This window comes from Pseudomonas putida (assembly GCF_030159595.1).
Lineage (GTDB): Bacteria > Pseudomonadota > Gammaproteobacteria > Pseudomonadales > Pseudomonadaceae > Aquipseudomonas > Aquipseudomonas putida_AC.
Genome location: NZ_BSKJ01000002.1, coordinates 141,394 through 167,191, shown reverse-complemented (window position 1 = coordinate 167,191; position 25,798 = coordinate 141,394). Strand labels below are relative to the sequence as shown.

The 25,798-nt window shown below is 63.1% G+C and carries 27 protein-coding genes; 15 read left to right on the top strand and 12 right to left on the bottom strand.

Translation table 11 applies throughout. The annotated features are described in order from the left end of the window. Position 1: 1 nt before the first annotated feature. From nadD to QQL85_RS05030, 12 genes are all read left to right on the top strand, one after another. A complete protein-coding gene (gene nadD, locus QQL85_RS05085) occupies positions 2-661 on the top strand; it encodes a nicotinate-nucleotide adenylyltransferase (protein ID WP_284353336.1) in 660 nt (219 codons plus the stop codon). Positions 662-704: 43 nt separating this feature from the next. Continuing rightward, on the top strand, positions 705-1,124 hold the full coding sequence (gene rsfS / locus QQL85_RS05080; RefSeq protein WP_264360903.1) for a ribosome silencing factor: 420 nt from the start codon (positions 705-707) through the stop codon (positions 1,122-1,124). 10 nt (positions 1,125-1,134) lie between these two features. After that, positions 1,135-1,602, top strand: coding sequence for a 23S rRNA (pseudouridine(1915)-N(3))-methyltransferase RlmH (gene rlmH, locus QQL85_RS05075; RefSeq protein WP_003249722.1), 468 nt, complete (start codon positions 1,135-1,137; stop codon positions 1,600-1,602). A 16-nt stretch (positions 1,603-1,618) separates the two neighbouring features. Further along, complete coding sequence (gene mrdA / locus QQL85_RS05070; RefSeq protein WP_284353337.1) at positions 1,619-3,508, top strand: penicillin-binding protein 2; 1,890 nt, start codon at positions 1,619-1,621, stop codon at positions 3,506-3,508. Between the two features lie 38 nt (positions 3,509-3,546). After that, positions 3,547-4,650 (top strand): rod shape-determining protein RodA, encoded by a 1,104-nt coding sequence (gene rodA, locus QQL85_RS05065; protein WP_284353465.1) that lies wholly within the window; start codon positions 3,547-3,549, stop codon positions 4,648-4,650. 17 nt (positions 4,651-4,667) lie between these two features. Continuing rightward, complete coding sequence (mltB, locus tag QQL85_RS05060) at positions 4,668-5,678, top strand: lytic murein transglycosylase B (protein WP_284353338.1); 1,011 nt, start codon at positions 4,668-4,670, stop codon at positions 5,676-5,678. Next, a complete protein-coding gene (locus QQL85_RS05055; RefSeq protein WP_284353339.1) occupies positions 5,678-6,679 on the top strand; it encodes a septal ring lytic transglycosylase RlpA family protein in 1,002 nt (333 codons plus the stop codon). Before mltB ends, QQL85_RS05055 begins: the two co-directional genes overlap by 1 nt. 272 nt (positions 6,680-6,951) lie before the next feature. After that, entirely contained in the window at positions 6,952-8,112 is a 1,161-nt protein-coding gene (locus QQL85_RS05050; RefSeq protein WP_264360899.1) for a D-alanyl-D-alanine carboxypeptidase family protein, read from the top strand. A gap of 73 nt (positions 8,113-8,185) precedes the next feature. Then, on the top strand, positions 8,186-8,461 hold the full coding sequence (locus QQL85_RS05045) for a DUF493 domain-containing protein (protein WP_284353340.1): 276 nt from the start codon (positions 8,186-8,188) through the stop codon (positions 8,459-8,461). After that, positions 8,461-9,108 (top strand): lipoyl(octanoyl) transferase LipB, encoded by a 648-nt coding sequence (gene lipB / locus QQL85_RS05040; RefSeq protein ID WP_284353341.1) that lies wholly within the window; start codon positions 8,461-8,463, stop codon positions 9,106-9,108. Before QQL85_RS05045 ends, lipB begins: the two co-directional genes overlap by 1 nt. Positions 9,109-9,110: 2 nt before the next feature. Further along, the gene (gene lipA, locus QQL85_RS05035; RefSeq protein WP_284353342.1) at positions 9,111-10,127 is read left to right on the top strand and encodes a lipoyl synthase; all 1,017 of its coding nucleotides are present in this window, start codon (positions 9,111-9,113) and stop codon (positions 10,125-10,127) included. 87 nt (positions 10,128-10,214) lie between these two features. Next, positions 10,215-11,153, top strand: a complete 939-nt coding sequence (locus tag QQL85_RS05030; protein ID WP_284353343.1) for a S66 peptidase family protein — start codon at positions 10,215-10,217, stop codon at positions 11,151-11,153. Between the two features lie 33 nt (positions 11,154-11,186). On the opposite strand, the gene QQL85_RS05025 is transcribed toward QQL85_RS05030, so the two are convergent. The 5 genes from QQL85_RS05025 to leuS form a co-directional block, all read right to left on the bottom strand. Continuing rightward, entirely contained in the window at positions 11,187-12,503 is a 1,317-nt protein-coding gene (locus QQL85_RS05025; protein ID WP_284353344.1) for a lytic murein transglycosylase, read from the bottom strand. Positions 12,504-12,563: 60 nt separating this feature from the next. Then, on the bottom strand, positions 12,564-12,728 hold the full coding sequence (arfA, locus tag QQL85_RS05020; protein WP_284353345.1) for an alternative ribosome rescue factor ArfA: 165 nt from the start codon (positions 12,726-12,728) through the stop codon (positions 12,564-12,566). Positions 12,729-12,833: 105 nt separating this feature from the next. Further along, a complete protein-coding gene (holA, locus tag QQL85_RS05015) occupies positions 12,834-13,871 on the bottom strand; it encodes a DNA polymerase III subunit delta (RefSeq protein ID WP_284353346.1) in 1,038 nt (345 codons plus the stop codon). Positions 13,872-13,910: 39 nt separating this feature from the next. Beyond that, positions 13,911-14,516 (bottom strand): LPS assembly lipoprotein LptE, encoded by a 606-nt coding sequence (gene lptE / locus QQL85_RS05010; protein ID WP_284353347.1) that lies wholly within the window; start codon positions 14,514-14,516, stop codon positions 13,911-13,913. A gap of 61 nt (positions 14,517-14,577) precedes the next feature. After that, positions 14,578-17,184: a leucine--tRNA ligase gene (leuS, locus tag QQL85_RS05005; RefSeq protein ID WP_284353348.1), complete on the bottom strand. Its 2,607-nt coding sequence runs from the start codon at positions 17,182-17,184 to the stop codon at positions 14,578-14,580. A 227-nt stretch (positions 17,185-17,411) separates the two neighbouring features. On the opposite strand from leuS, the gene QQL85_RS05000 reads away from it, so the two are divergent. Continuing rightward, the gene (locus tag QQL85_RS05000) at positions 17,412-17,726 is read left to right on the top strand and encodes a hypothetical protein (protein WP_198752397.1); all 315 of its coding nucleotides are present in this window, start codon (positions 17,412-17,414) and stop codon (positions 17,724-17,726) included. A 135-nt stretch (positions 17,727-17,861) separates the two neighbouring features. Continuing rightward, positions 17,862-18,623 (top strand): YdcF family protein, encoded by a 762-nt coding sequence (locus QQL85_RS04995; RefSeq protein ID WP_284353349.1) that lies wholly within the window; start codon positions 17,862-17,864, stop codon positions 18,621-18,623. Positions 18,624-18,749: 126 nt separating this feature from the next. Here QQL85_RS04995 and lnt read toward each other — a convergent pair whose 3' ends face one another. The 4 genes from lnt to QQL85_RS04975 are packed head-to-tail and all read right to left on the bottom strand — an operon-like array spanning position 18,750 to position 22,605. Beyond that, positions 18,750-20,267: an apolipoprotein N-acyltransferase gene (gene lnt, locus QQL85_RS04990; protein WP_284353350.1), complete on the bottom strand. Its 1,518-nt coding sequence runs from the start codon at positions 20,265-20,267 to the stop codon at positions 18,750-18,752. 8 nt (positions 20,268-20,275) lie between these two features. Further along, positions 20,276-21,115: an HlyC/CorC family transporter gene (locus QQL85_RS04985; RefSeq protein ID WP_043200754.1), complete on the bottom strand. Its 840-nt coding sequence runs from the start codon at positions 21,113-21,115 to the stop codon at positions 20,276-20,278. A 25-nt stretch (positions 21,116-21,140) separates the two neighbouring features. After that, positions 21,141-21,614 carry an rRNA maturation RNase YbeY gene (gene ybeY / locus QQL85_RS04980; RefSeq protein ID WP_019098014.1) on the bottom strand — a complete coding sequence of 158 codons (474 nt, stop codon included), beginning with the start codon at positions 21,612-21,614 and terminating at the stop codon, positions 21,141-21,143. Then, positions 21,607-22,605, bottom strand: a complete 999-nt coding sequence (locus tag QQL85_RS04975; RefSeq protein WP_284353351.1) for a PhoH family protein — start codon at positions 22,603-22,605, stop codon at positions 21,607-21,609. The genes ybeY and QQL85_RS04975 overlap by 8 nt, the downstream gene beginning before the upstream one ends. A 176-nt stretch (positions 22,606-22,781) precedes the next feature. On the opposite strand from QQL85_RS04975, the gene QQL85_RS04970 reads away from it, so the two are divergent. Next, positions 22,782-23,108 carry a DUF1820 family protein gene (locus tag QQL85_RS04970; RefSeq protein WP_016489346.1) on the top strand — a complete coding sequence of 109 codons (327 nt, stop codon included), beginning with the start codon at positions 22,782-22,784 and terminating at the stop codon, positions 23,106-23,108. A gap of 3 nt (positions 23,109-23,111) precedes the next feature. Here QQL85_RS04970 and QQL85_RS04965 read toward each other — a convergent pair whose 3' ends face one another. From QQL85_RS04965 to thiE, 3 genes are all read right to left on the bottom strand, one after another. Beyond that, positions 23,112-23,657 carry a tetratricopeptide repeat protein gene (locus QQL85_RS04965; protein WP_284353352.1) on the bottom strand — a complete coding sequence of 182 codons (546 nt, stop codon included), beginning with the start codon at positions 23,655-23,657 and terminating at the stop codon, positions 23,112-23,114. A gap of 214 nt (positions 23,658-23,871) precedes the next feature. Beyond that, positions 23,872-25,155, bottom strand: a complete 1,284-nt coding sequence (hemL, locus tag QQL85_RS04960) for a glutamate-1-semialdehyde 2,1-aminomutase (protein WP_028698514.1) — start codon at positions 25,153-25,155, stop codon at positions 23,872-23,874. Between the two features lie 16 nt (positions 25,156-25,171). Then, entirely contained in the window at positions 25,172-25,795 is a 624-nt protein-coding gene (gene thiE, locus QQL85_RS04955; protein ID WP_284353353.1) for a thiamine phosphate synthase, read from the bottom strand. Positions 25,796-25,798 lie beyond the last annotated feature (3 nt).

Here is a 25,798-nt window from a genome sequence, read left to right as displayed (position 1 = left end):
GTTGAGCAAGGCCCAGGCAGTCCGGCGCATCGGCATTCTAGGCGGCACCTTTGACCCCGTGCACATCGGCCACCTGCGCAGTGCGCTGGAAGTGGCCGAGTTCATGGGGCTGGACGAGTTGCGCCTGTTGCCCAACGCCCGGCCGCCGCACCGTGACACCCCGCAGGTGGCCGCCGAGGATCGCCTGGCCATGGTTCGCGAAGCGGTGCGGGGCGTTGCCTGCCTGAGCGTCGATGCCCGCGAGCTTGAGCGCGACAAGCCGTCGTACACCCTCGATACGCTGGAATCGATTCGCGCCGAGCTGGGCGCCAACGACCAGCTGTTCCTGGTGTTGGGTTGGGATGCCTTCTGCGGCCTGCCTGGCTGGCACCGCTGGGAAGAATTGCTGCAACACTGTCACATCCTGGTGCTGCAACGCCCGGATGCCGACGTTGAACCCCCTGACGAGTTGCGCAACCTGCTGGCTGCGCGCTCGGAGAGCGATCCCACCGCCATGTCCGGCCCGGCGGGAAATATTTCGTTCGTCTGGCAGACGCCGCTTGCGGTGTCGGCTACACAGATCCGACAGCTGCTGGCCAGCGGCAAGTCGGTGAGGTTCCTGGTGCCGGACGCCGTACTGGCCTACATCGAGGCGCACGAACTGTATCGTGCGCCCAACTGACGGTGCCTCTGGCGCCTCATCCAACGAGTTGAACGAGTTTTATATGACCAAGCAGAAAATTTACGGCGAAGAACTGGTCGCGGTGACCAAGGCAGCGCTGGAAGACGTCAAGGCCCAGGACATCCAGGTCATCGACGTGCGCGAGAAGCACAGCCTGACCGACTACATGATCATTGCCACCGGTACCTCCAACCGCCAGATCAACGCCATGGCCGAAAAGGTCCGTGAAGCGGTCAAGGCCAAGGGCGCCCAGCCACTGGGTGAAGAAGGCAAAGGCGACAGCGATTGGGTGCTGCTGGACCTGAACGACGTCATCGTGCACATGATGACCGCCGCTGCCCGCCAGTTCTACGATCTGGAGCGCCTGTGGCAGGGTGCCGAGCAAAGCCGTGCTGCCGATGGCAAGCACCACAGCCCGGAGCATGTCCACGAGTATTCCGACAAGCTCAAAGACCGCGAATAAGGGCTGCGCTGTGCGTTTGCGCCTGATTGCGGTCGGCTCGCGCATGCCGAAGTGGGTCGAGGAAGGCTGGCATGAATATGCCAAGCGCCTGCCCGCCGAGCTGTCGCTGGAGCTGGTGGAAATCCCGCTGAACACGCGTGGCAAGAATGCCGACGTCGCCCGCCTGATCCGTCAGGAGGGCGAAGCCATGCTGAGCAAGGTTCAGCCTGGGGAACGCATTGTCACCCTCGAGGTCCATGGCAAGCCCTGGAGTACCGAGCAGCTGGCGACCGAGCTGGACCGCTGGCGCCTGGATGCGCGCACGGTGAATTTGATGGTGGGGGGCCCGGAAGGCCTTGCGCCTGAGGTCTGCGCGCGCGCCGAGCAACGCTGGTCGCTGTCGCCGCTGACCCTGCCGCACCCGTTGGTAAGGATACTCATCGGCGAGCAGATCTACCGCGCCTGGACCGTGTTGTCCGGGCACCCTTACCACAAATGAGCCTGTAAGCAGTCCGATGTCGCAGCCGATCCGTCTCAAGGACCACGAGAAAGACGCCCGCCTGGTGCGCAACCGCGTCGTGGTCGGCGCAGTGGCGATCATGCTGCTTATCTGTGTGCTGATCGCGCGGCTGTACTACCTGCAGATCATCCAGTACGACTACCACTCGACGCTGTCGGAGAACAACCGGGTGCATGTGCAGCCGATTCCGCCGACCCGCGGGCTGATTTTCGACCGTAACGGTGTGATCGTTGCCGACAACCGGCCCAGCTTCAGCCTGTCGATGACCCGCGAACGTGCGGGTAACTGGCAGGAAGTACTGGACACCATCGTCGAAGTGCTGGAACTGACGGCCGACGACCGAGCCCTGTTCGAGAAGCGCATGCGTCAGGGCCGTCGGCCGTTCGAGCCGGTGCCGATCCTGTTCGAGCTCAACGAAGAGCAGATCGCCCGGGTGGCGGTGAACCAGTTCCGCCTGCCAGGCGTGGAAGTGGTTGCCCAGCTGGTGCGGCACTACCCGCAGGGTGCGCATTTCGCCCATTCGGTGGGTTATGTGGGGCGCATCAACGAGAAAGAGCTGAAAACGCTCGACCCGGTGAACTACAGCGGCACCCACCACATCGGCAAGACCGGCATCGAGCGCTTCTACGAAGACGCCCTGCACGGCCAGGTCGGCTACGAGGAATTCGAGACCAACGCTCGGGGCCGCGTGCTACGTGTGCTCAAGCGTACCGACCCGAAACCTGGCAAGGACATCGTGCTGAGCCTGGACATCAAGCTGCAGGAAGCCGCCGAAGCCGCGCTGGGCGGCCGGCGTGGCGCAGTGGTGGCACTCGATCCGCGTACTGGCGAGGTGCTGGCGATGGTCAGCCAGCCAAGCTTCGACCCCAACCTGTTCGTTACCGGCATCAGCTTCAAGGCCTATGCCGAACTGCGCGACTCGATAGACCGGCCGCTGTTCAACCGCGTGCTGCGTGGCCTGTACCCTCCCGGCTCGACCATCAAGCCAGCGGTAGCTATCGCCGGTCTGGACAGTGGCGTGGTCAATGCCGGCAGCCGGGTGTTCGACCCGGGCTACTACCAGTTGCCCAACTACGACCACAAATACCGTAACTGGAACCGCTCCGGTGATGGCTGGGTCGACCTGGACACCGCGATCATGCGTTCCAACGACACCTATTTCTACGACCTTGCGCACAAGATGGGCATCGATCGGCTGTCCAGCTACATGAACAAGTTCGGCATCGGCCAGCGGGTTTCCCTCGACATGTTCGAGGAGTCCGCCGGGTTGATGCCATCGCGTGAATGGAAGCGTGCCACTCGCCGCCAGGCCTGGTTCCCGGGTGAAACCTTGATTCTCGGCATCGGCCAGGGCTACATGCAGGCTACGCCGCTGCAACTGGCCCAGGCCACGGCCTTGATCGCCAACAAGGGCGTGTGGAACCGCCCGCACCTGGCCAAGACCATCGAAGGCCAGCCGCCGGTGGACGACAACCCCATGGAAAACATCGTGCTGCGTGACAAGTCCGACTGGGCCAAGGTTACCCACGGCATGGAGCAGGTGATGCACAACGCCCGTGGTACCGCACGCAAGGCGGCTGCTGGCGCCCAGTACCGCATTGCCGGCAAGAGCGGTACCGCCCAGGTGGTGGCGATCAAGCAGGGTGAGAAGTACGACCGCAACAAGCTTCAGGAGCGCCACCGCGACCACGCCCTGTTCGTCGCCTTTGCCCCGGCCGATAACCCGAAAATCGTGGTTTCGGTGATGGTCGAGAACGGTGAGTCCGGCTCGGGCGTTGCGGCGCCTGTGGTACGCCAGATCATGGACGCCTGGCTGCTCGACGAAAACGGCCGGCTCAAGCCCGAGTTCGCGCCTGCCACCGTTACTCAGGAATCGGCCCTGTGATGAACAATTTCGATCGCATGCTCTCCAGTGAGGATGTGATGCGTCGGCGCGCCAGCTTTCTGCAGCGCATCCATATCGACGGCCCCTTGCTGGTCATTCTGCTGACCCTCGCGGCTGGCAGCCTGTTCGTGCTCTATTCGGCCAGTGGCAAGAACTGGGACCTGCTGCTCAAGCAGGCCACCTCGTTCGGCATCGGCCTGGTGTCGATGTTCGTCATCGCCCAGCTGGAACCGCGCTTCATGGCGCGCTGGGTGCCGCTGGCCTACCTGACCGGGGTGCTGTTGCTGGTGGTGGTGGACGTGATGGGCCACAACGCCATGGGCGCCACGCGCTGGATCAACATCCCCGGGGTGATCCGCTTCCAGCCCTCGGAATTCATGAAGATCATCATGCCGGCGACCATCGCCTGGTACCTGTCCAAGCGCACCTTGCCGCCGCATCTGAAGCATGTGGCCATCAGCCTGGTGCTGATCGGCGTGCCGTTCATATTGATCGTGCGCCAGCCCGACCTGGGCACGGCGCTGCTCATCCTCGCTTCCGGTGCCTTCGTGCTGTTCATGGGGGGCCTGCGCTGGCGTTGGATTCTCAGCGTGCTGGCGGCGGCGGTGCCGGTGGCGGTGGCGATGTGGTTCTTCGTCATGCACGACTACCAGAAGCAGCGGGTGCTGACCTTCCTCGACCCGGAAAGCGACCCGCTGGGCACGGGCTGGAACATCATCCAGTCCAAGGCCGCAATCGGCTCGGGCGGGGTGTTCGGCAAGGGCTGGCTGCTTGGCACCCAGTCGCACCTGGACTTTTTGCCAGAGAGCCACACCGACTTCATCATCGCTGTGCTGGGCGAGGAATTCGGCCTGGTCGGCATTTGCCTGTTGTTGATCGTGTACCTGCTGCTGATCGGCCGTGGCCTGATGATCACAGCCCAGGCGCAGACCCTGTTCGGCAAGCTGCTCGCGGGCAGCCTGACCATGACCTTTTTTGTATACGTGTTCGTCAATATCGGAATGGTCAGCGGCCTTCTCCCCGTAGTGGGCGTGCCGCTGCCGTTTATCAGCTATGGCGGAACATCGTTGGTGACGCTGTTGTCAGCGTTTGGCGTTCTGATGTCGATCCACACGCACCGCAAATGGATCGCACAGGTTTGAATAAGGTGAAGAATTTCATGCAAGCAGTGCGTAACTGGGCTGCCCGTTGTGCGCCGTGGATCGGCGCGGTGGGCCTGTTCGGCGCTGTACAGCTGGCCCATGCCGGCGATTACCAAGGCTCGCCGCAGGTGGCCCAGTTTGTCGGCGAAATGAGCCGTGACTATGGGTTTGCCCCTGAGCAGCTGATGGGCGTGTTCGCTGACGTGCAGCGAAAGCAGTCGATCCTCGACGCGATCTCGCGCCCGGCCGAACGGGTCAAGCCGTGGAAGGACTACCGGCCGATGTTCCTCACCGACGCGCGCATCGCCCGTGGCGTGGACTTCTGGCGCCAGCACGAGGCGGTATTGGCCCGTGCCGAGCAGGAATACGGCGTGCCGGCACAGTACATCGTCGCCATCATCGGTGTGGAAACGTTCTTTGGCCGTAACACCGGCAACTACCGGGTGATCGATGCCTTGTCGACCCTGGGTTTCGACTACCCGCCACGCGCCGAATTCTTCCGCAAGGAGCTGCGTGAGTTCCTGTTGCTGGCCCGCGATGAACAGCTCGACCCGCTCACGCTCAAAGGCTCCTACGCCGGCGCCATGGGCCTGCCGCAGTTCATGCCGAGCAGCTTCCGTAACTTCGCGGTGGACTTCGACGGCGACGGCCATATCAACATCTGGAACAACCCGGATGATGCTATCGGCAGTGTTGCCAGCTACTTCAAGCGCCATGGCTGGGTGGCCGGTGGGGGTGTGGTCAGCCGCGCCTGGGTGGAGGGCGCGCGTGCTGACGAAGGCCTGACCACCGGCATCGAGCCGGTGAAAACCGTCGGGGAGTTGCGCGCGCTCGGCTGGTCGGTTCATGATTCGCTGCGCGATGATCTGCCAGTTACCGCCTTCCGCCTTGAGGGTGACAATGGCCCCGAGTACTGGGTGGGGCTGAAGAACTTCTACGCGATCACGCGCTACAACCGCAGCGTGATGTATGCCATGGCGGTGCATCAGCTTGCGGAACAGCTGGTTCAAGTACGGGGCGTCAAGTAATGCGCGCAATCATCTCTGCCAATTCTTTCAAGCTGCTCACCTGCCTCGCCGTTGGCGTGGTGCTGGCCAGCTGCTCTTCCAATCGCCCGGCCCAGCAAAGCAGTGGTAACGTTGTGCGTACCCAGCCGGGCCTGGACATTAACCGGGCGCACAAGGACGGCGCGCCGTGGTGGGACGTGGATGTGAACAAGATCCCCGACGCCACGCCGACCGTGCACACGGGTAACTACAAGGCCAACCCGTACACGGTACTGGGCAAGACCTACTACCCGATGCAGGACTCGCGCAATTACCGCGCCGAGGGCACCGCGTCGTGGTACGGCACCAAGTTCCACGGCCAGAACACCGCCAACGGCGAGCTGTATGACCTTTACGGCATGAGCGCAGCGCACAAGACGCTGCCGCTGCCAGCCTATGTGCGGGTGACCAACCTGGCCAACGGCCGCAGCGTGATCCTGCGGGTGAACGACCGTGGCCCGTTCTATTCCGACCGCATCATCGACCTGTCCTACGCGGCGGCGAAAAAGCTCGGTTATGCCGAGACCGGCACCGCGCATGTGCGCGTCGAGGGCATTGACCCGCAGCAGTGGTGGGCCCAGCGTGGCCAGACGCCGCCGATGGTGCTGAAAGAGCCGCAGGTGGCCCAGACCCAGGCGATCCCGGCCAGTACCGGGCGTGTCGAGCAATGGACCCCCCCGGCACAGCAGCATGCGGCGCCAGTGGTGCCGGTGCAGGTGGGGGGTAACAACGTGCCTGCTGGCAATGGTGGTAGCTTCCTGCAGGTAGGCGCCTTTGCCAACCCGGACGCCGCCGAGCTGCTGCGCTCCAAACTCAGCACCATGGTCAATGCGCCGGTGTTCATCAGCTCGATCGTGCGTAACCAGCAGACCCTGCACCGCGTGCGCCTGGGGCCGATCGGCAGCCAAGGCGAGATCCAGCAGGCACAAGACAGCATCCGCCTGGCGAACTTGGGGCAGGCCAAGCTGGTCACAGCAGACTGACCGCGTCGCCTTCTTCGCGGGTAAACCCGCTCCCACAGGGTTTTGCATACCACTGTGGGAGCGGGTTTACCCGCGAAGAAGGCAACACCAAACTGTCGGTTTTGTCATGAATTGCCGGGCGCGGCCATGTACAATGACGGCTTTTGCCCGCAGCGACATAAAGCCGCACGTTCGCGGGCCAGGCCAACGGCCATAAAACTAGACTGACTGGCGCTGGGCACACGATCTTGCCCAGGGAACATCTCAGACCATTAGCGATTTTCGAGAGACGGATGAACATCACCAACCTTGCCAAACGACTTTGCCTGCCTGTACTGCTGATGATCACGCCTGCCGCCTTCGCGGCTGAGCAGATGACGCCGGCGCCACCGCAACTGGCAGCCAAGTCCTATGTACTCATGGACGCGTCCAGCGGCAACGTGCTGGTCGAGAACAACGGTGACGAGCGTCTGCCGCCAGCCAGCCTGACCAAGCTGATGACCGCCTACATCGCCACCCTGGACATCCGCCGCGGCCAGATCGGTGAGAACGACCCGGTTACCGTCAGCGAAAACGCCTGGCGTACCGGCGGTTCGCGCATGTTCATCAAGGTCGGCAGCCAGGTAACTGTCAGCGACCTGCTGCACGGCATCATCATCCAGTCCGGCAACGACGCCTCGGTCGCCCTGTCCGAGCACATCGCCGGCAGCGAAGATGCCTTCGCCGACATGATGAACAAGACGGCTGCCGACCTGGGCATGACCAACAGCCACTTCATGAACCCGACCGGCCTGCCGAACCCCGAGCACTACTCGTCGGCACATGACATGGCGACCCTGGCCCGTGCGATCATCACCGTCGACCCGGCCCACTACGCCATCTATTCGCAGAAAGAATTCTTCTGGAACAACATCAAGCAGCCAAACCGCAACCTGCTGCTGTGGCGTGACAAGACCGTCGACGGCCTGAAAACCGGCCACACCGACGAAGCCGGTTACTGCATGGTGGCGTCGGCTGTTCGCGACGGCCAGCGCCTGATCGCCGTGGTGTTCGGTACCAACAGCGAGCAGTCGCGTGCTGCCGAGACCCAGAAGCTGCTGACCTATGGCTTCCGCTTCTTCGAAACCCAGACCTTCTACCAGAAGGGCACCGAGCTGACCCAGGCTCCGGTCTGGAAGGGCGCCACCAGCCAGATCAAGGCTGGCCTGGCCGACGACCTGACCATGACTATGCCTAAAGGCCAATTGAAGCGCCTGCAGGCTTCGATGACCATGAACCCGCAGCTCACCGCACCTATCGCCAAAGGTGACGTGATCGGCAAAGTGGAAGTCAAACTGGACGAGAAAGTGGTTCACAGCGCCGACCTGATCGCCCTCGATGGCGTCGAGGAAGGTGGTTTCTTCCGCCGTATGTGGGATAGCATCCGTCTATTCTTCTATGGCTTGTTCAACTGACACGTGACCGGCATGCCCCCGCGTATCTCGCGGGGGCGTTGTTGTTGCCACGGCTTACGAGGCCGTTTCCGCCATGAGCGAACCAGACGTCAAGTCGCATAAAATCGAGTTCCCTTGCGACGATTACCCGATCAAGGTAATCGGCGATACCGTTGTCGGCTTCAAGGACACCGTGATCGAGATCCTCAGCAAGCACGCCAAGGTTGACCTTTCCACCCTGGCCGAGCGCCAGAGCAAGGAAGGCAAGTACACCACCGTGCAATTGCACATCATTGCCGAAAGCGAGAACCAGCTGCACGATATCAACAGCGCCCTGCGTGCTACCGGCATCGTGAAAATGGTGCTCTGATGTCCGCCTGCCTCGGTTTTCGCGAGCTTGGCCTGCAGCCCTACGAACCGGTGCTGGAGGCCATGCGTCGCTTCACCGAGCAGCGCAGCCCGGACAGTCAGGATGAAATCTGGCTGGTCGAGCACCCCGCGGTCTTCACCCAGGGCCAGGCCGGCAAGGCCGAGCACCTGCTGGTGCCGGGCGACATCCGGGTGGTGCAGACCGACCGCGGCGGCCAGGTGACCTACCATGGCCCCGGGCAGTTGGTGGCCTACCTGCTGCTGGATGTACGCCGACTGGGCTTTGGTGTGCGCGAGCTGGTCAGCCGTATCGAGCAGTCGCTGGTCGACCTGCTCGCCAGTTACGACGTGCAGGCATCGGCCAAGCCCGATGCCCCGGGCGTCTATGTCGATGGAGCGAAAATCGCCTCCCTCGGCCTGCGAATTCGCAACGGCCGTTCGTTCCATGGCCTTGCCCTGAACGTGGACATGGACCTTGCGCCATTCCGCCGAATCAACCCCTGCGGCTATGCGGGGCTGGCCATGACCCAGCTGCGCGATCTGGCAGGCCCGATCGAACTCGACGAGGTCAGGACAAGGCTGCGCGGACAGCTGGTCAAGCACCTCGACTACGCTGAGCAGACGACCCTCACGGGCGGAATCGACTGAATATGACAACTGTGCAAGAAGCCGTGCCGAACCTGATACCTACCCAGGATGTCACCCCGCGCCAAGCGCCGAAGAAGGTGGAAGCTGGGGTTAAACTGCGTGGCGCCGACAAAGTCGCGCGCATCCCGGTAAAGATCATCCCTACCGACGAGCTGCCGAAGAAGCCTGACTGGATTCGTGTGCGTATTCCGGTATCGCCCGAGGTCGACCGCATCAAGCAACTGCTGCGCAAGCACAAGCTGCACAGCGTGTGCGAAGAGGCCTCCTGCCCGAACCTGGGCGAGTGCTTCTCCGGTGGTACTGCCACCTTCATGATCATGGGTGACATCTGCACCCGTCGTTGCCCGTTCTGTGACGTTGGCCATGGCCGGCCGAAGCCGCTGGACCTGGACGAGCCGAAAAACCTGGCTGTCGCCATTGCTGACCTGCGCCTGAAGTATGTGGTGATCACCTCGGTGGACCGCGACGACCTGCGTGATGGCGGTGCCCAGCACTTTGCCGACTGCATCCGCGAAATCCGTGCGCTGTCGCCGGGCGTGCAGCTGGAAACCCTGGTGCCGGACTACCGTGGCCGTATGGACGTTGCGCTGGAAATCACTGCGCAAGAGCCGCCGGATGTGTTCAACCACAACCTCGAAACCGTACCGCGCCTGTACAAGGCCGCGCGTCCGGGTTCGGACTACGACTGGTCGCTGGACCTGTTGCAGAAGTTCAAGCAGATGGTGCCGCATGTACCGACCAAGTCGGGCCTGATGCTCGGCCTGGGCGAGACCGACGAGGAAGTGATCGAAGTGATGCACCGCATGCGCGAGCATGACATCGACATGCTCACCCTCGGCCAGTACCTGCAACCGTCGCGCAGCCACTTGCCGGTACAGCGTTTCGTGCACCCGGACACCTTCGCCTGGTTCGCCGAGGAAGGTTACAAGATGGGCTTCAAGAACGTCGCCTCCGGCCCGCTGGTGCGTTCTTCGTACCACGCTGACCAGCAGGCTCACGAAGCCAAGATCAAGCTCTGAGCCACGCGCAGAGTTGAACATGCCGATGCACGCCGAAGGGCGGCATCGGCATTTTTGTTTGTGTACCACGCGCTGCAAGGAGCCGCGATGAATTGCGCCGAACCCCTCGAAACCTGCCTGCCAGCTGCGCTGCCGAGTAATGCCTGCTTTGCCATTGTCGCCCCGGCTGGCGCTGCGCGGCTGGATGCGCACAAGGTCAGCCAGTGGTTCGCTGACCGCGGCTACCGCTGTCGAATCTACCCGGGTGCGCTTCAAGCACAGGGTTACCTGGCAGGGTCGGACCAGCAGCGCTTGCAAGACTTGCACGATGCCTTTGCCGATCCGGCCATCGACGCCATCCTGTGCATGCGCGGGGGTTACGGCAGCATGCGCCTGCTCGACCGACTCGATTTTGACTTGATTCGGCGTAATCCCAAGCCGCTGATCGGTTACAGCGATATCACGGCACTGCACACGGCGATCTATCGGCATAGCGGGCTGGTTACCTTCCATGGTGGGATGCTCAATGCCGACCTTCTGGGGGCGAAGTTGCCTCCAACTGAGTCGTCGTTGCTGGCGCAGCTGGCTGGGCATGTGCGGTCAGGCGAGCAGATCGTGCACCCGACGGACTATGCCTTGAGCAGTGTATTGGCGGGTGTGGCCAGTGGTCCGCTGCTGGGCGGCAACCTGTCGATGCTGGGTGCGACCATGGGGACGCTGGCCGAACTGGATACACAGGGCTGCATTTTGTTTATCGAGGACGTCAACGAGCCGTTGTACCGGGTGGACCGGCTGCTGACCCAGTTGCGTCTGGCGGGCAAGCTGGAAGGGGTTAAGGGCGTGCTGGTTGGGGATTTTGCCGGGATTACCACGGCGGCGCTTGCACCGTTGCTGGAGGAAACCTTTGGGCCTCTGGGGATACCGGTGCTGGCGGGGTGGCGCAGTGGGCACTGTGACCCGAATGTGTGCTTGCCGTTGGGGGCGCGGGTGAGGCTGGACAGTGACCGGCAGAGTCTGGTGTTGGAGCAGGACCTGTTCAAGGTTTGAGATTGCCGGGGCCGCTGCGCGGCCCCAAAGATCTCACTGGTTACGCAGGCTCTCAAGCAGCTTGTGGGTCGGATACCCGTCGGCCGGCCACCCCAGCCCCTGCTGAGCATTGCGAATGGCCTTGCGGGTATTGGCGCCGATGATGCCATCGGCATTCCCGGCCTCATGCCCGTTGCTGTTCAGCAAGTTCTGCAACTCCATGCGCTCGCTACGGCTTAGCGGTAGGTCCTCTTTCGGCCAGCTGCCGGCAATGAAGCCCCAGCCACTGAAACGATCCCCCAGCAGGCTCACCGCCAGTGCGTAGGACGACGAATTGTTGTACTTGAGGATGGCGCGGAAGTTGTCCAGCACCAGGAACGCCGGCCCACGCGCACCCGCCGGCAGCAGCAGGGCGGCAGACAACTGGTTGCTGTTGGCGGGCAGTTGCGTGCCTGCAGGCAGTTTCACGCCCATCGCCAGCCACTCGCTCACCGGCTTGCGCAGCGCGCCATCGGCTTGCCAGAAATCGAAACCAGCCGGTACCTGTACCTCGAAGCCCCACGGCTGACCACGCTTCCAGCCCGAGCTCTGCAGGTAGTGCGCGGTCGAGGCCAGGGCATCTGGTGTGCTGTTCCAGATATCGCGACGGCCATCGCCGTCAAAGTCCACGGCATGGGTGTTGTAGGTGGTCGGGATGAACTGGGTCTGGCCCATGGCGCCGGCCCACGAGCCGCGCATGGCTTCAGGCTGGATGTCACCGTGCTGGATGATCTGCAGTGCGGCGATCAGTTGGTCCTGGGCGAACTGCGGGCGGCGGCCTTCATAGGCCAGGGTGGCCAGTGAGCGGATCACCGACTTGTTGCCCTGGTACTGGCCGAAGTTGCTTTCCATGCCCCACACCGCGACCAGCACCTGACGGTCCACGCCGTAGCGTTGTTCGATGCGTGTCAGTAGTTCAGCGTTCTGCTCCAGCAGCTTCTTGCCGTTGCGCACACGCAAGGGCGACAGGGCGCCTTCGAGGTATTCCCATACCGGGCGGGTGAACTCCGGCTGGCTGCGGTCGGCCTTGATCACGTCCATGTCAGGGGTGACGCCGAGGAACGCGCGGTCGAAGGTGCTGGGTGAAATCCCGGCTTGCAGGGCCTGTTGGCGGAAGCCTGCCTGCCATTGGGCGAAGGTTTGCAGGGGCTGGATTTCAGTGCTGACGTCGGGCGTCGCGCCGGGCACGGTTACCACTGGAGCGGGTTGGGCAGGGGCCAGCGGCAGCGCGTCGGCAGCGGTGGGTTTTTCCGCGCAGGCCACAAGCAGGATGAAGCTGGAGGCCGCGATCAGCTGGCGGGTTTCCCAACGAGGAAGAAGACGGAAGAGCATGCACAGATCCAGAATTGCAGGTCAGGTGTCGACCATACCATGCCTGCGCTTGCGATGCTTTCATGCGGCCAAAAAGTAGGAAGCCTCCCAATCTCTCGATTGGAAGGCTTCGCGGCGGTAGCTGCCTTTGCCCTTCTCCGGTTGTTCCTGTCGGCAGCGGAACAGCGGTTGGGCGATGAGGGACTTGGCCTTGTTGGGGCCGTGCTTTTTCGGCTTTTTGCTCATGGTGCAGGTTCCCGATGGGTGGTTTCGGGACGCACTCTAGGACTTGGAGCGGGGTGGGGCCAATTGATTGTGTTTATGGCTTGCCGGCGATTTGGCCTTTGAGTTTTACTCGGGGGGGAGGGCCAGGCGCTGGCCAGCCATCAATAGCGACAACCGCGTCAGTCCGGTCCAGGGCGAGCCCTCGGCCTGCCCCTTGATCTGCGCATCAATGCGCTGGGCATCCTGCAGCAACCGCGCCCAGCGTTGCGCCGACAAGCGCTGCAGGGCCTTGCTGACCAGCGGGCGGCGTTTATCCCAGATCGGTGGACGTGCCTGGCTGAAGGCTTTGTCCAGCGGTACACCCTGACTGAACTGCTGCGCCAGCCCGGCCAGCTGGCGCAATTCACGGGCCAGGGCCCAGAGGATCACCGGTGGCTCCACGCCCTCGCCACGCAAACCTTCGAGCATGCGCAGGGCATGCGCGGCTTCGCCGTTGAGAATGGCATCTACCAGCCCGAAGACATCGAAGCGGGCGCTGTCGGCGACGGCCGCTTGCACGGTTTCCACGGTGATCTGGTTACCGTCGGCGAGCAGCTTGAGCTTTTCGATCTCCTGCGCGGCCGCCAGCAAGTTGCCTTCCACGCGCGCGGCAATCAGGTCGACAGCGTCCCGCTGTGCTGACAGGCCGGCTTGCTGCAGGCGCTGGTTGATCCACTGCGGCAGCTGATGCACATCCACCGGCCAGATCTGGATGAACTGGCAGTGCGTACCTTCGATCAACGCCTTGCCCCACTTGGTCTTTTGCGCACTGCCGTCGAGTTTGGGCAGGCTGACCAGCAGCAGGGTGTCTTCGGCGGGTCTGGCGCAGTATTCCATCAGCGCGGCGGCGCCCTTGTCACCAGGCTTGCCCGAGGGCAGGCGCAGTTCCAGCAAGCGGCGCTGAGCGAACAGCGACAGGCTGGCACCCGCCTGGAGCAGGGTGCCCCAGTCGAAGTTGGCATCGGCACTGAACACCTGGCGCTCGTCGAAACCCTGCTGACGCGCGGCGTTACGAATGGCGTCTGCGGCTTCCTGGCATAGCAACGGGTCGTCACCGCTGACCACATAGACCGGTGCCAAGGTACCTTGCAGGTGCTTGTTGAGTTGGGCGGGGGCGAGTTTCATGGGAAACAGGTGGGGCGCCCGGAGGTGCCCCACGCGGGCTTAGTTGCCCGGTACTTCCAGTGGCGACTGCTGAGGCGTTTCGGCCTGCTGACGGCGGGCAGCTTCCAGCGCGGCGGCTTCGGCCTGGGCGCGTTCGTCGGCTTTGCGCTGCAGCTCGTCCAGCTGGGACGGGCTCAGCATTTGCAGGCGCACGACCATAGCGTTGACCAGGTCACGGCGCATTTCTTCACGGGCGCGGTTGGCTTCCTGCTCGGAACCGGTGATGTTCGAGCCGTCACGCACATAGATCTTGCGTACTTCCAGCTTGTCGCTCATCAGTTCCAGGTTGTTCAGGCCCTGGATGCTGTAGTTCAGCACCGTGGTCAGTTCGTATTCGGCCGTACGGTTGCCACTGTTGTAGGTGGCCGAGCGCTCGTTTTCCTGCTCGTTGGTCAGCACCAGGCGGTAGGGTGCACCGGCATGTACGTTGACACCGCTACGCTCCAGTACTTCGCGCAGTTCGACCACCGTCGGGCCGTAGGCATTACGTGCGCTGACGTCCATTTCTTTCACGCTCAGCTCTGTAGAGCCGGTGCCGCGCAGCTGGAAACCGCAGGCGCTGAGCATGACCGCCAGGCCGATTACCAGCAAATTGCGTTTGATCATGTTGTTGCTCCCTTGTGGGCCTGTTACGCCCGCCCGCAGTGACTGCGAGCGGGCGCTGCCATCAGTTGGCGACGATGTTGACCAGCTTGCCCGGCACGACGATGACCTTGCGGATGGTCAGACCATCGATGAAGCGCAGGACGTTTTCGTTGCTGCGGGCAGCGGCTTCGACTTCTTCGCGGCTGGCTGCGGCAGGCATCTCGACCTGGCCGCGCAGTTTACCGTTGACCTGGACGACCAGGGTAATGGTGTCCTGCACCAGCGCTTGTTCGTCGACACTCGGCCAGGCGGCATCGATTACCGAGCCTGCGTGGCCCAGTTGCTGCCACAGCGCGTGGGAGATGTGCGGGGTGATCGGTGCCAGCAGCAGGGTAACGGCCTCGAGGCCTTCCTGCAGCAGGGCACGGTCCTGTTCGCTGGTCTGCGGGGCCTTTTCCAGCACGTTCATCACGGTCATCACCTGGGCGATGGCGGTGTTGAACTTGTGGAACTGGCCCACGTCGGTGCTGGCCTGCTTGATGGCAGCGTGGATGGCGCGGCGGATGGCCTTCTGCGCGTCGTCCAGGGCGGCGACATCCAGCTTGCCCGGCAGGCCCTGGCTGACGTGGGCCTGGGCCAGGCGCCACACGCGGCGCAGGAAGCGGCTGGCACCTTCGACGCCGGAGTCGGACCATTCCAGGCTCATGTCGGGCGGCGAGGCGAACATCATGAACAGGCGGCAGGTGTCGGCACCGTAGGCTTCGATCATCGACTGTGGGTCGACGCCGTTGTTCTTCGACTTCGACATTTTTTCGGTGCCGCCGATTTCCACCGGCAGGCCGTCGGTCTTCAGGCGGGCGCCGATGATCTTCGCCTTGGCATCGCGCTCGATTTCGACATCGGCCGGGTTGAACCAGTCCTTGCCGCCATTGCTGGCCACACGGTAGTAGGTTTCGGCGACCACCATGCCTTGGGTCAGCAGGTTCTTGAACGGCTCGTTCGAAGTGACCAGGCCTTCGTCTCGCATCAGCTTGTGGAAGAAGCGCGCGTACAGCAGGTGCAGGATCGCGTGCTCGATACCCCCGATGTACTGGTCGACCGGCAGCCAGTGGTTGGCGGCTTTCGGGTCTACCAGGCCCTTGTCGTAGTTCGGCGAGGCGTAGCGGGCGAAGTACCAGGACGACTCGACGAACGTGTCCATGGTGTCGGTTTCGCGCTTGGCTGCAGTGCCGCATTTCGGGCAGGTGCACTCATAGAACTCAGGCATGCGCGCCAGTGGCGAACCGGCACCGTCCGGCACCACGTTCTCGGGCAGGGTGACCGGCAACTGGTCTTCCGGCACCGGTACGTCGCCGCAGGACGGGCAGTGGATGATCGGGATCGGGCAGCCCCAGTAGCGCTGGCGGCTGATACCCCAGTCGCGCAGGCGGAACTGGGTGCGCGACTTGCCCAGTTCCTTGCGGATCAGGGCGGCTTCGATGGCGTCGAAGGCGCCGGCGAAGTCCAGGCCGTCGAACTCGGCGGAATTGATCAATTGGCCGTGCTCGCCATAGGCGGCCTGCCACTCGCTGCCGACGTCATCGCCAGCGCTGGTGCGCACCACGGCCTTGACCGGCAGGTTGTACTTGTGAGCGAACTCGAAGTCGCGCTCGTCGTGGGCCGGCACGGCCATTACCGCGCCATCGCCGTAGTGCATCAGCACATAGTTGGCGACCCATACCGGCAGCTTCTCGCCGGTCAGCGGGTGCTCGACCAGCAGGGAAGTGGCCATGCCCTTCTTCTCCTGGGTGGCCATGTCAGCCTCGGCAACGCTGCCGCTCTTGCACTCGTCGATGAACGCCTGCAGCGCCGGGTTGCCCTGGGCGGCCTGGGTGGCCAGCGGGTGCTCGGCGGCGACGGCGACGTAGGTCGCGCCCATCAGCGTGTCGGGACGGGTAGTGAAGACCTTGAGGGTGCCTTCGTGGCCGATGCTGGCCTGGTCGTACGGGAACTGTACTTCCATGCCGCGCGACTTGCCGATCCAGTTGCGCTGCATGGTCTTGACCTGCTCAGGCCAGCCCGGCAGCTCGTCGAGGCTTTCCAGCAGCTCGTCGGCGTAGTCGGTGATGCGGAAGTAGTACATCGGGATTTCGCGCTTTTCGATCAGCGCGCCCGAACGCCAGCCACGGCCGTCGATGACCTGCTCGTTGGCCAGTACGGTCTGGTCCGCCGGGTCCCAGTTCACGGTACCGTTCTTGCGGTAGATGATGCCTTTCTCGAACAGGCGGGTGAACAGCCACTGCTCCCAACGGTAATAGTCGGGTTTGCAGGTGGTCACTTCACGTGCCCAGTCGATGGCCAGGCCCAGGCTCTTGAGCTGGGTCTTCATGTAGTCGATGTTTTCGTAGGTCCACTTGGCCGGGGCGACGTTGTTTTTCATCGCCGCGTTTTCCGCGGGCATGCCGAAAGCGTCCCAGCCCATTGGCTGCAAGACGTTTTTGCCCAGCATGCGCTGGTAGCGGGCAATCACGTCGCCGATGGTGTAGTTGCGAACGTGGCCCATGTGTAGCTTGCCGCTCGGGTACGGGAACATCGATAGGCAATAGTAGGTGTCTTTGCCTGGCTGTTCGGTAACAGCGAACGATTGTTGCTCGTCCCAGAAGTTCTGGGCGGCGGCTTCGATATCACGGGGCGTGTATTGTTCGTGCATGGCTACTTTTGGCTGAGAGAGAAGAGACCTTGTTCCAGGCAGCGGAACCTCGCTGCGTCCGGCACTCCGGTGTCGTTTAGAGTGAACGCCGTAGCATACAGCAGCGCTGCGCATCGTGGGAAACCTTCGTTGCGAATGGCCGCTGGTCGCAGCATCCGGCTGCTTTTCATAGCGCCGCTAAGCTCAGGTGTGGGGGGAGATTCTTTATCTTCAATTGAGGTGAACGGATGGGAGAGACGCAGCTACCCGCTATGAAACCGGAGCTTTACGAGCGCCTGATCGACCGGCTTGGCCTGGCACTGGAAGTGGCCAGGACCTCGGTGCGATTGCGCGACGAGATGCCAGCCGAGCTGGAATTGCGTGGCCTGAGCCACGCAGAGTTCGAAGTGATCAAGGCCTACCTGGAGTCCCTCCCGGAACGCCACAATGCCTCTGTCGGCAGTTACCCACAAGCGGAGCCGACATCGGCCAAGATCATCTGGCTCAAGGACAAGAAACGCCCCGCCAATCCGGCGAGATCCAGGACGCTGCCACATCGCTAGCCGTTCAGGACGCCAGGCGCAGGCCATCACGCGCCGGTTCTTCGACAACACACAACTCATGATCGGCGCCGGTCGCACCCTTGTTGACCGGCACCGATCCTTCTAGGCTGCACGCCTGCCAAGGAGGTGTGGCCGATGCCGATCCGATTTTTCATCAAACAATGGCTGATGCCTCCGGGCATCCTGTTTCTGCTGCTGCTTGCGGCCTGGTGGCTGCGTGCGCGGCGGCCACGGTTGGCGGCGTTATGCTTTGCCGTGGGGCTTGGTGGCCTGTGGTTGATGAGCTTGCCGCTGGTGGTGCAGGAAACCGCCCATGTGCTGGAAAGCGAGCCCCCGCTGGCCGTGAACGACTGGGCCGGCCTTGCGAAGCGGGCGGATGCCATTGTGGTGCTGGGCGCAGGGCGTGAACGCGGCGACCCGGCCTGGGGTGGTAGCGACCAGCCCACGGCCACGGCTTTGGAGCGCATGCGTTTTGCTGCGCAGTTGGCCAAGGCCTCGGGCTTGCCGGTGCTGACCAGTGGTGGGCTGCACTACGGTACGCCGCCGAGCGAGGCGCGGTTAATGGCTGATCGCCTGCATGAAGACTTTGCGGTCGAAGTGAAGTGGCGCGAAGAGGCCAGCCGCACGACCTGGGAGAATGCCCAGTTCACGGCCAAGGTGCTGCAGCCATTGGGGATTCGCCGTGTGGTAGTGGTGACCCAGGCCTGGCACATGCAACGCTCGCGCTGGAGCTTCGAGCAGGCAGGCTTTGAGGTGGTGCCGGCGCCGGTGGGGTTCCTGGGGCAGGATCATGCACGGCCGTTTGGCGGGTTGCTGCCGGAGAGCCGGGCGATGTGGCAGAGCGGGCAGTTGTTTAATGAGGTGGTGGGGTTGGTGGGGTATCGGGTTTTCTATTGAGCCTTGCATCGCCTGTGCAGGCCTCTTCGCGGGCAAGCCCGCTCCCACAGGTACTGCACATGCCTTCCAGGCTGTGAAAATCCTGTGGGAGCGGGCTTGCCCGCGAAGAGGCCGGTACAGGAAAGCTCAGACGGTTTTGGCGATGCGCCCAGCCAGCAACGCCCAGCCCAGCAGCAATGCACAGACAATCGCCAACGGCCACGAACGCCATTGCAGGTAAGGCGTCAGCTGCTGCATTGGCACCACCTCGCCATACAGCACCGCCTGCTCGAACTGCGGCACTCGTGTGGTAATGCGGCCAAACGGGTCGATCAGGGCGGTCACGCCGTTGTTGGTGGCGCGGATCATCCAGCGGCCAGCTTCCAGTGCACGCATCTGTGCCATTTGCAGGTGCTGCAAGGGGCCGATCGATTTGCCGAACCAGGTGTCGTTGCTGATGGTCAGCAGCAGGTCGCTGCGTGCGGCCAGGCCTGCGGCAAACTCGGGGTAGACCACTTCGTAGCAGATGTACGGCGCAATCTGATAACCCTTGGCCTGCAGCAGCGGCTGGTCTTCCGGCCCGCGGGCGAAGTCCGACATGGGCAGGTTGAAGAACTCGATGGCGCCACGCAGCATGTCCTGCAACGGCACATACTCGCCAAACGGCACCAGCTTCTGTTTGAGGTAGGTGCCATCGCCTTCACCGGTGACGGTGATGCCGTTGTAGTAGCGGCGCTGGTGGTGCACCACCTCCCGTACCGGCACACCGGTGATCAGTGCCGAATGCCGCTCGGCAGCGAAGCGGCCCATCACGTCGATGTAGCCTTGGGCCTGGTCCTTGAGTACCGGCACTGCGGTTTCTGGCCAGATCAGCAGGTCCACCGGTTTGGAGCTGAAGCTCAGGTCACGGTACAGCGCCAGTTGCGCGTCGATGTGCGCCGGGTCCCATTTCAGGTCTTGCTCGACGTTGCCCTGGATGGCTGCCACTTTCAGCGGGTCGCCTGCCGGCTTGGTCCAGGCATGGCCCTTGAGCGCCAGGCCCAGTGCCCACGGGGCCAGCAACAGCAGGCAGGCCACGGCCAGGAACGAGGGGCGGGCACGCAGGCGGTGCAGGTTGCACAGCAGGGCGGCAGTGAGCGCCAGGGTGAAGGAAACCAGCCACACGCCGCCCAGCGGTGCCAGGCCGGCAAGCGGGCCGTCCAGCTGGCTGTAGCCGGCGTAAAGCCAAGGGAACCCGGTCAGGAACCAGCCACGGAAGGCCTCTTGCAGCAGCCACAGCGCGGCGAAGCACAAGGCGTCGGCCAGTGGCGCTTCATTGCGCCGCAGCCAGCGCGCCCACAGCCAGGTGGGCAGGGCAAAGAACCAGGCCAGGGCGGCGAAGAACGCCAACAGCAGCAGGATCGCCAGCAGCGGCGAGGCGCCGCCGTAGGTGTTCATGCTGACGTAGATCCACCAGGTGCCGGCGCCATACAGGCCAAAGCCGTACCACCAGCCACGCCACATGGCCTGGCGCGGGCTAAGCTCGCGCAGGCCGAGGTAGAGCAGGGCGATGGACAGCACGGCCAACGGCCAGATGTCGAACGGCGCCAGGGCCAGGAGGGTGGAGGCACCGGCCGCCAAGGCCAGCAGGTTACCGGGCCAGCCGGGGCGGGTGATCCAACGCATGTTAGTCCTTAACGGGTGATCGGGGTCAGGCGCAGCAAGTGTATCCGCCGGCTGTCGGCGTTGAGAATACGGAACTTGTAAGACCCGATCTCGGTGGTTTCGTTGCGCTTGGGCAGGTGGCCAAAGGCGCTCATCACCAGGCCGCCGACCGTGTCGAACTCGTCATCGGAGAACTCGCTGTCGAAGAACTCGTTGAAGTTGTCGATCGGGGTCAGCGCCTTGACCAGGAAGTCACCGCTGGGCAGCGGTTTGATGTAGCTGTCTTCCTCGACGTCGTGCTCGTCCTCGATATCGCCGACAATCTGCTCCAGCACGTCCTCGATGGTGACCAGGCCCGCCACACCGCCATATTCGTCGATGACGATGGCCATGTGGTTATGGTTGGCGCGGAACTCGCGCAGCAATACGTTCAGGCGCTTGGACTCGGGCACGAAGGTGGCCGGGCGCAGCAGGTCCTTGATGTTGAAGCTGTCGCCGTTCTCCTTGAGGATCAGCGGCAGCAGGTCTTTGGCGAGCAAGATCCCGAGCACATCGTCGTGGCTTTCGCCGATCACCGGGTAGCGGGAGTGGGCGGCGTCTATCACCGCCGGCAGAAACTCTCGCGGCGACTGGCCGGCCTTGATGCTGTTCATCTGCGAGCGCGGCACCATGATGTCGCGTACCTGCAGGTCGGCGACCTGAATGGCGCCTTCGACGATGGTCAGCGCTTCGCTGTCCAGCAGTTTGTTCTGATGGGCTTCGCGCAGCAGCTCAAGGAGCTCCTGGCGGTTTTTCGGCTCATGGGCAAAAGCCTGGGTCAGTTTACCCAGCCAGGACTTCTGCCCGTTGCTCGATCGATCTTCGCTCATGGCGGTTCTCGTGATCCTTCGTGTTTCAGTGTGTGATTGAGTCGGTTTCATCGTCGGCGTACGGGTCGGGGTGACCCAGTTCTGCCAGCAATTCCCGTTCCAGGCCTTCCATTTCCTCGGCTTCCTCATCCTCGATGTGGTCGTAGCCGAGCAGATGCAGGCAACCGTGAATAACCAGATGTGCCCAGTGCGCTTCGAGCGACTTGCCTTGTTCGGCAGCTTCGCGCTCGACCACAGCGACACAGATCACCAGGTCGCCCAGCAGCGGGATGTCGAGCAGGTCGTCGGGCACATCGGCCGGGAACGACAGCACATTGGTTGCGTAGTCTTTGTGCCGGTAGGTGTGGTTCAGCTCGCGGCCTTCGGCTTCGTCGACCAGGCGAATGGTCATTTCCGAGTCGGCGCTGCGCTGGCGCAGGGCCAGTTCGCACCAGCGGCGGAAGGCGGCGTCATCCGGGGCGGCTGCATCCGTGGCCCGTTGGATATCAAGTTCAAGCATTTTTGCCGGGCGCCTCGGGCTGGGCCTGGCGGGCTTCGAAGCGGTCATAGGCTTCGACAATGCGCTGCACCAGTGGGTGACGAACCACATCTTTGGGTTGGAAGTGGGTAAAGCTGATCCCCGGAAGGTCCTTCAGCACCTCGATGACGTGCGCCAGGCCCGATTTGGTGCCGCGTGGCAGGTCGACCTGGGTGATGTCACCCGTAATCACCGCCGTTGAGCCGAAGCCGATGCGGGTGAGGAACATTTTCATCTGTTCCAGCGTGGTGTTCTGGCTTTCATCGAGGATGATGAAGCTGTTGTTCAGGGTGCGGCCACGCATGTAGGCCAGCGGGGCGATCTCGATCACCTGGCGCTCGATCAGCTTGGCAACGTGTTCGAAGCCGAGCATTTCGTACAGGGCGTCGTACAGCGGGCGCAGGTACGGGTCGATCTTCTGCGCCAGGTCGCCGGGCAGGAAACCGAGCTTTTCGCCCGCCTCGACCGCCGGACGTACCAGCAGGATGCGGCGCACCTGTTCGCGCTCCAGCGCGTCCACGGCACAGGCCACGGCCAGGTAGGTCTTGCCGGTACCGGCCGGGCCGATGCCGAAGTTGATGTCGTTGGCCAGGATTTCCTTCACATAGCGCTGCTGGTTGAGCCCACGCGGGCGGATATTGCCCTTGCGCGTGCGCAGCGACACGCTGACCTCGTTGACGGCCGGGTTGTCGATGTTCTCGACAGCCGACTCCTGCAGGTACAGGTGCACGGTTTCCGGTGACAGGTCGGTGGCCTTGGTCTCGCGGTAGAGACGGCGCAGCAACTGTTCGGCAGCGGAAGTGGTCTTGGGCTCACCGATCAGTTCGAACTGATTGCCGCGGTTGCGGATTTCGATGGCCAGGCGCTGTTCGATCAGGCGCAGGTGCTCATCGAATTGCCCGCACAAATTGGCGAAACGGTGGGCCTCGAAGGGCTCGAGGATGAAACGATGGGGTTCTATGGGTGCGTTCAAGGTCGTTTTTAGCCGCTCGACGGCAATAGAGGTGAACTCAAGAATAACCCTTGAATGGCAGTGGCGAAAGCACTGAAACGTTCAACGGTATGTAGGGCCGGTACAGCCGACACAGATCTGCAAACCTGTCTGCTATGATGCGCCCCTTTTCTTACGCATGTGTTATCCCGCCAAACATGAGCAAGCGCGAACCTGCCATCTATAAAGTGATCTTCCTCAACCAGGGGCAGGTCTTCGAGATGTATGCCAAGCAGATCTACCAGAGCGACCTGTGGGGCTTCCTGGAAATCGAGGAGTTCGTGTTCGGCGAGCGCTCGCAGCTGGTGGTGGACCCGAGCGAGGAGAAGCTCAAGAGCCAGTTCGAAGGGGTGATCCGCAGTTTCGTGCCGATGCACTCGATCGTGCGCATCGATGAGGTGGAGCGCCTGGGCACGGCCAAGATCAGCGAAGCCAAGGGCGGCGGCAATGTCATGCCGTTCCCGATGCCGATGCCGGAAAAGTAAGCCTCAGGGAAGTGGCGAGAACGGCGTGCGTCCTTCGGCGTTCTGCAGTTCCAGCAGGTATTTGCGGAAGATCTGGCCAAGCACCTGGGTGGCGTGTTCCAGCTCGTCGCGGGGCATTTGCTCGGTCACTTCGTCGGCCATGTCCAATGCATCTTCGGCACCGTTGACCGCGGCCATCTTCAGCAGGATGTAGGCCTGCACGTTATTGGCCTTGACCCCTTCGCCATGGAAGAACATGGCACCCAAGCGGTACTGGGCGTCGGCATGGCCTTGCAGCGAGGCCTTCTGGAACCAGTCGAGGGCTTTGTCGAGGTTTTTTGGCGTTTGTGTGTAGTAGTACTCGCCCAGTTCGAATTGCGCCTGGGCATCCCCCGTCGTCGCCGTCTGCTCGCAAGCCTTGAGGGCGTTTGCCAGGTCTTCTGGCTGGACGTTCAAGGTGCAGCGCCCCGTTGCCGGAATGAGCAACGAGTTACCGCCCTCCGCCAGGGCCAGCAGGGGCTGAAGAAGCAACAGGCAGCCCAGTGTCAGGGCGCGGCCGGTGCGGTTCATGGGGATCGACTTACCTCTGCGAAGCTGCGGCCAATGTCTCTGGTGGCACATTATGGGATAAGCAGCGCCAACCTTACAAAGTTTTACTCGAATTTCTGCTTGGTTGGGGAAGTCAGCTGATTGTGCAGTGGCAATTATTGCCTGTACCGGCCTCTTCGCGGGTAATTCGGGGTGCCGAACCGCCGCTCCCACAGAGACCGGTACAGGCTGATCATTACTTCAGGGCTGCAAAGGCCTTTTCAGCCGCATCCAGGGTGATCTGCAGCTCCTTGTCGCCATGGGCGATGGAGGTGAAGCCCGCCTCGAACGCGCTCGGTGCCAGGTACACGCCACCGTCCAGCATCAGGTGGAAGAAGCGCTTGAAGCGCTCGGCATCGCTGGCCATCACGTCTTCGAAGGTGACGATGTCGTCGGCACCGCTGAAGTACAGGCCGAACATGGCACCGGCCTGGGTAGTGACGAACGGTATGCCAGCGGCATCGGCGCGCTGTTGCAGGCCGTCGAGCATGCGGCTGGTGTAGTCCGTCAGTTCAGCGTGGAAGCCCGGGCGGCTGATCAGCTTCAGGGTGGTCAGGCCGGCAGCCATGGCCAGCGGGTTGCCCGACAGGGTGCCGGCCTGGTAGACCGGGCCGAGCGGGGCGATGCAGCCCATGATTTCGCGCTTGCCACCGAAGCAGCCGACCGGCATGCCGCCACCGACGATCTTGCCGAAGGTGGACAGGTCCGGCTTGATGCCGTAATGGCCTTGGGCGCCGCCCAGGGAAACGCGGAAGCCGGTCATCACTTCATCGAAGATCAGCACCACGCCGTGTTTGTCGCACTGTTCGCGCAGGCCTTCGAGGAAGCCCGGTGCCGGCGGTACGCAGTTCATGTTGCCAGCCACCGGCTCGACGATGATGCAGGCCACGGTCTGGCCGACGTCGGCCAGGGTTTTCTCGACGGCGGCGATGTCGTTGAACGGCAGGGTCAGGGTGTGCTTGGCGAAGTCTGCCGGCACGCCGGCCGAGCTTGGCACGCCCTGGGTCAGCAGGCCGGAACCGGCTTTTACCAGCAGGCTGTCGGAGTGGCCGTGGTAGCAGCCTTCGAACTTGATGATGGCGTCACGGCCGGTGTAGCCACGGGCCAGGCGGATGGCGCTCATGGTGGCTTCGGTGCCCGAGCTGACCATGCGCACCATTTCCATGGACGGCACCAGCGAGCAGACCAGGTCGGCCATGTCGGTTTCCATGGCGGTCGGTGCGCCATAGGACAGGCCGTGCTCCAGCTGCTTGCGCACCGAGTTCAGCACGTCCGGGTGCCCGTGGCCGAGGATCATCGGGCCCCAGGAACCGACGTAGTCGACGTAGCGCTTGTCGTCTTCGTCAACGACGTAGGCGCCTTCGGCATGCTTGAAGAACAGCGGCGTGCCGCCCACGCTCTTGAACGCGCGGACCGGTGAGTTGACGCCACCTGGGATGTGCTTCTGGGCTTTGGCGAACAGGTCTTCGGAACGGGACATGAAAGTTCTCTCGAAATCAGGATGCGAACAAGGCGTTGAAGGCGCGGGCGCGGCGGGTAACTTCCTGCGCGCTGTCGGCACCGAACAGGCCGTGGATCACCGCCAGCAGGTCGGCGCCGTGGGCGACCAGCGGGGCGGCGTTGTCGAGGGTGATGCCGCCGATCACGGCAATCGGCAGTTTTACCTGGGCACGCGCCTGCTCCAGCAGTTCGACGTTGGCAGCGGACGCGCCCGGCTTGGTAACGGAATTGAAGAAGCGGCCGAAGGCTACATAACTAGCGCCTTCGCTGGCGGCCTGGGCGGCCAGGTCGAGGCTGGCGTGGCAGGTGGAGCCGATGATCGCCTGGCGGCCGAGCAGGGCGCGGGCCGGGGTCAGCGGGCCGTCGGTCTGGCCCAGGTGCACGCCGACGCCCAGGCGTGCGGCCAGTTCGGCGTCGTCGTTGATGAGCAGTTGGGTGCCGTAGCGCTCGCAGAGCTTCATCAGCGCTTCGGCTTCACGCAGGCGGCGCGCCGCGTCGTCACTTTTGTCGCGGTACTGCAGCAGGCACACGCCGCCTTCCAGTGCCGCCTCGACATGGGACAGGAAACGGCCAGCAAGTAGCTGGCCATCGGTAATGGCGTACAGACCGCGTAGCTTCATTGA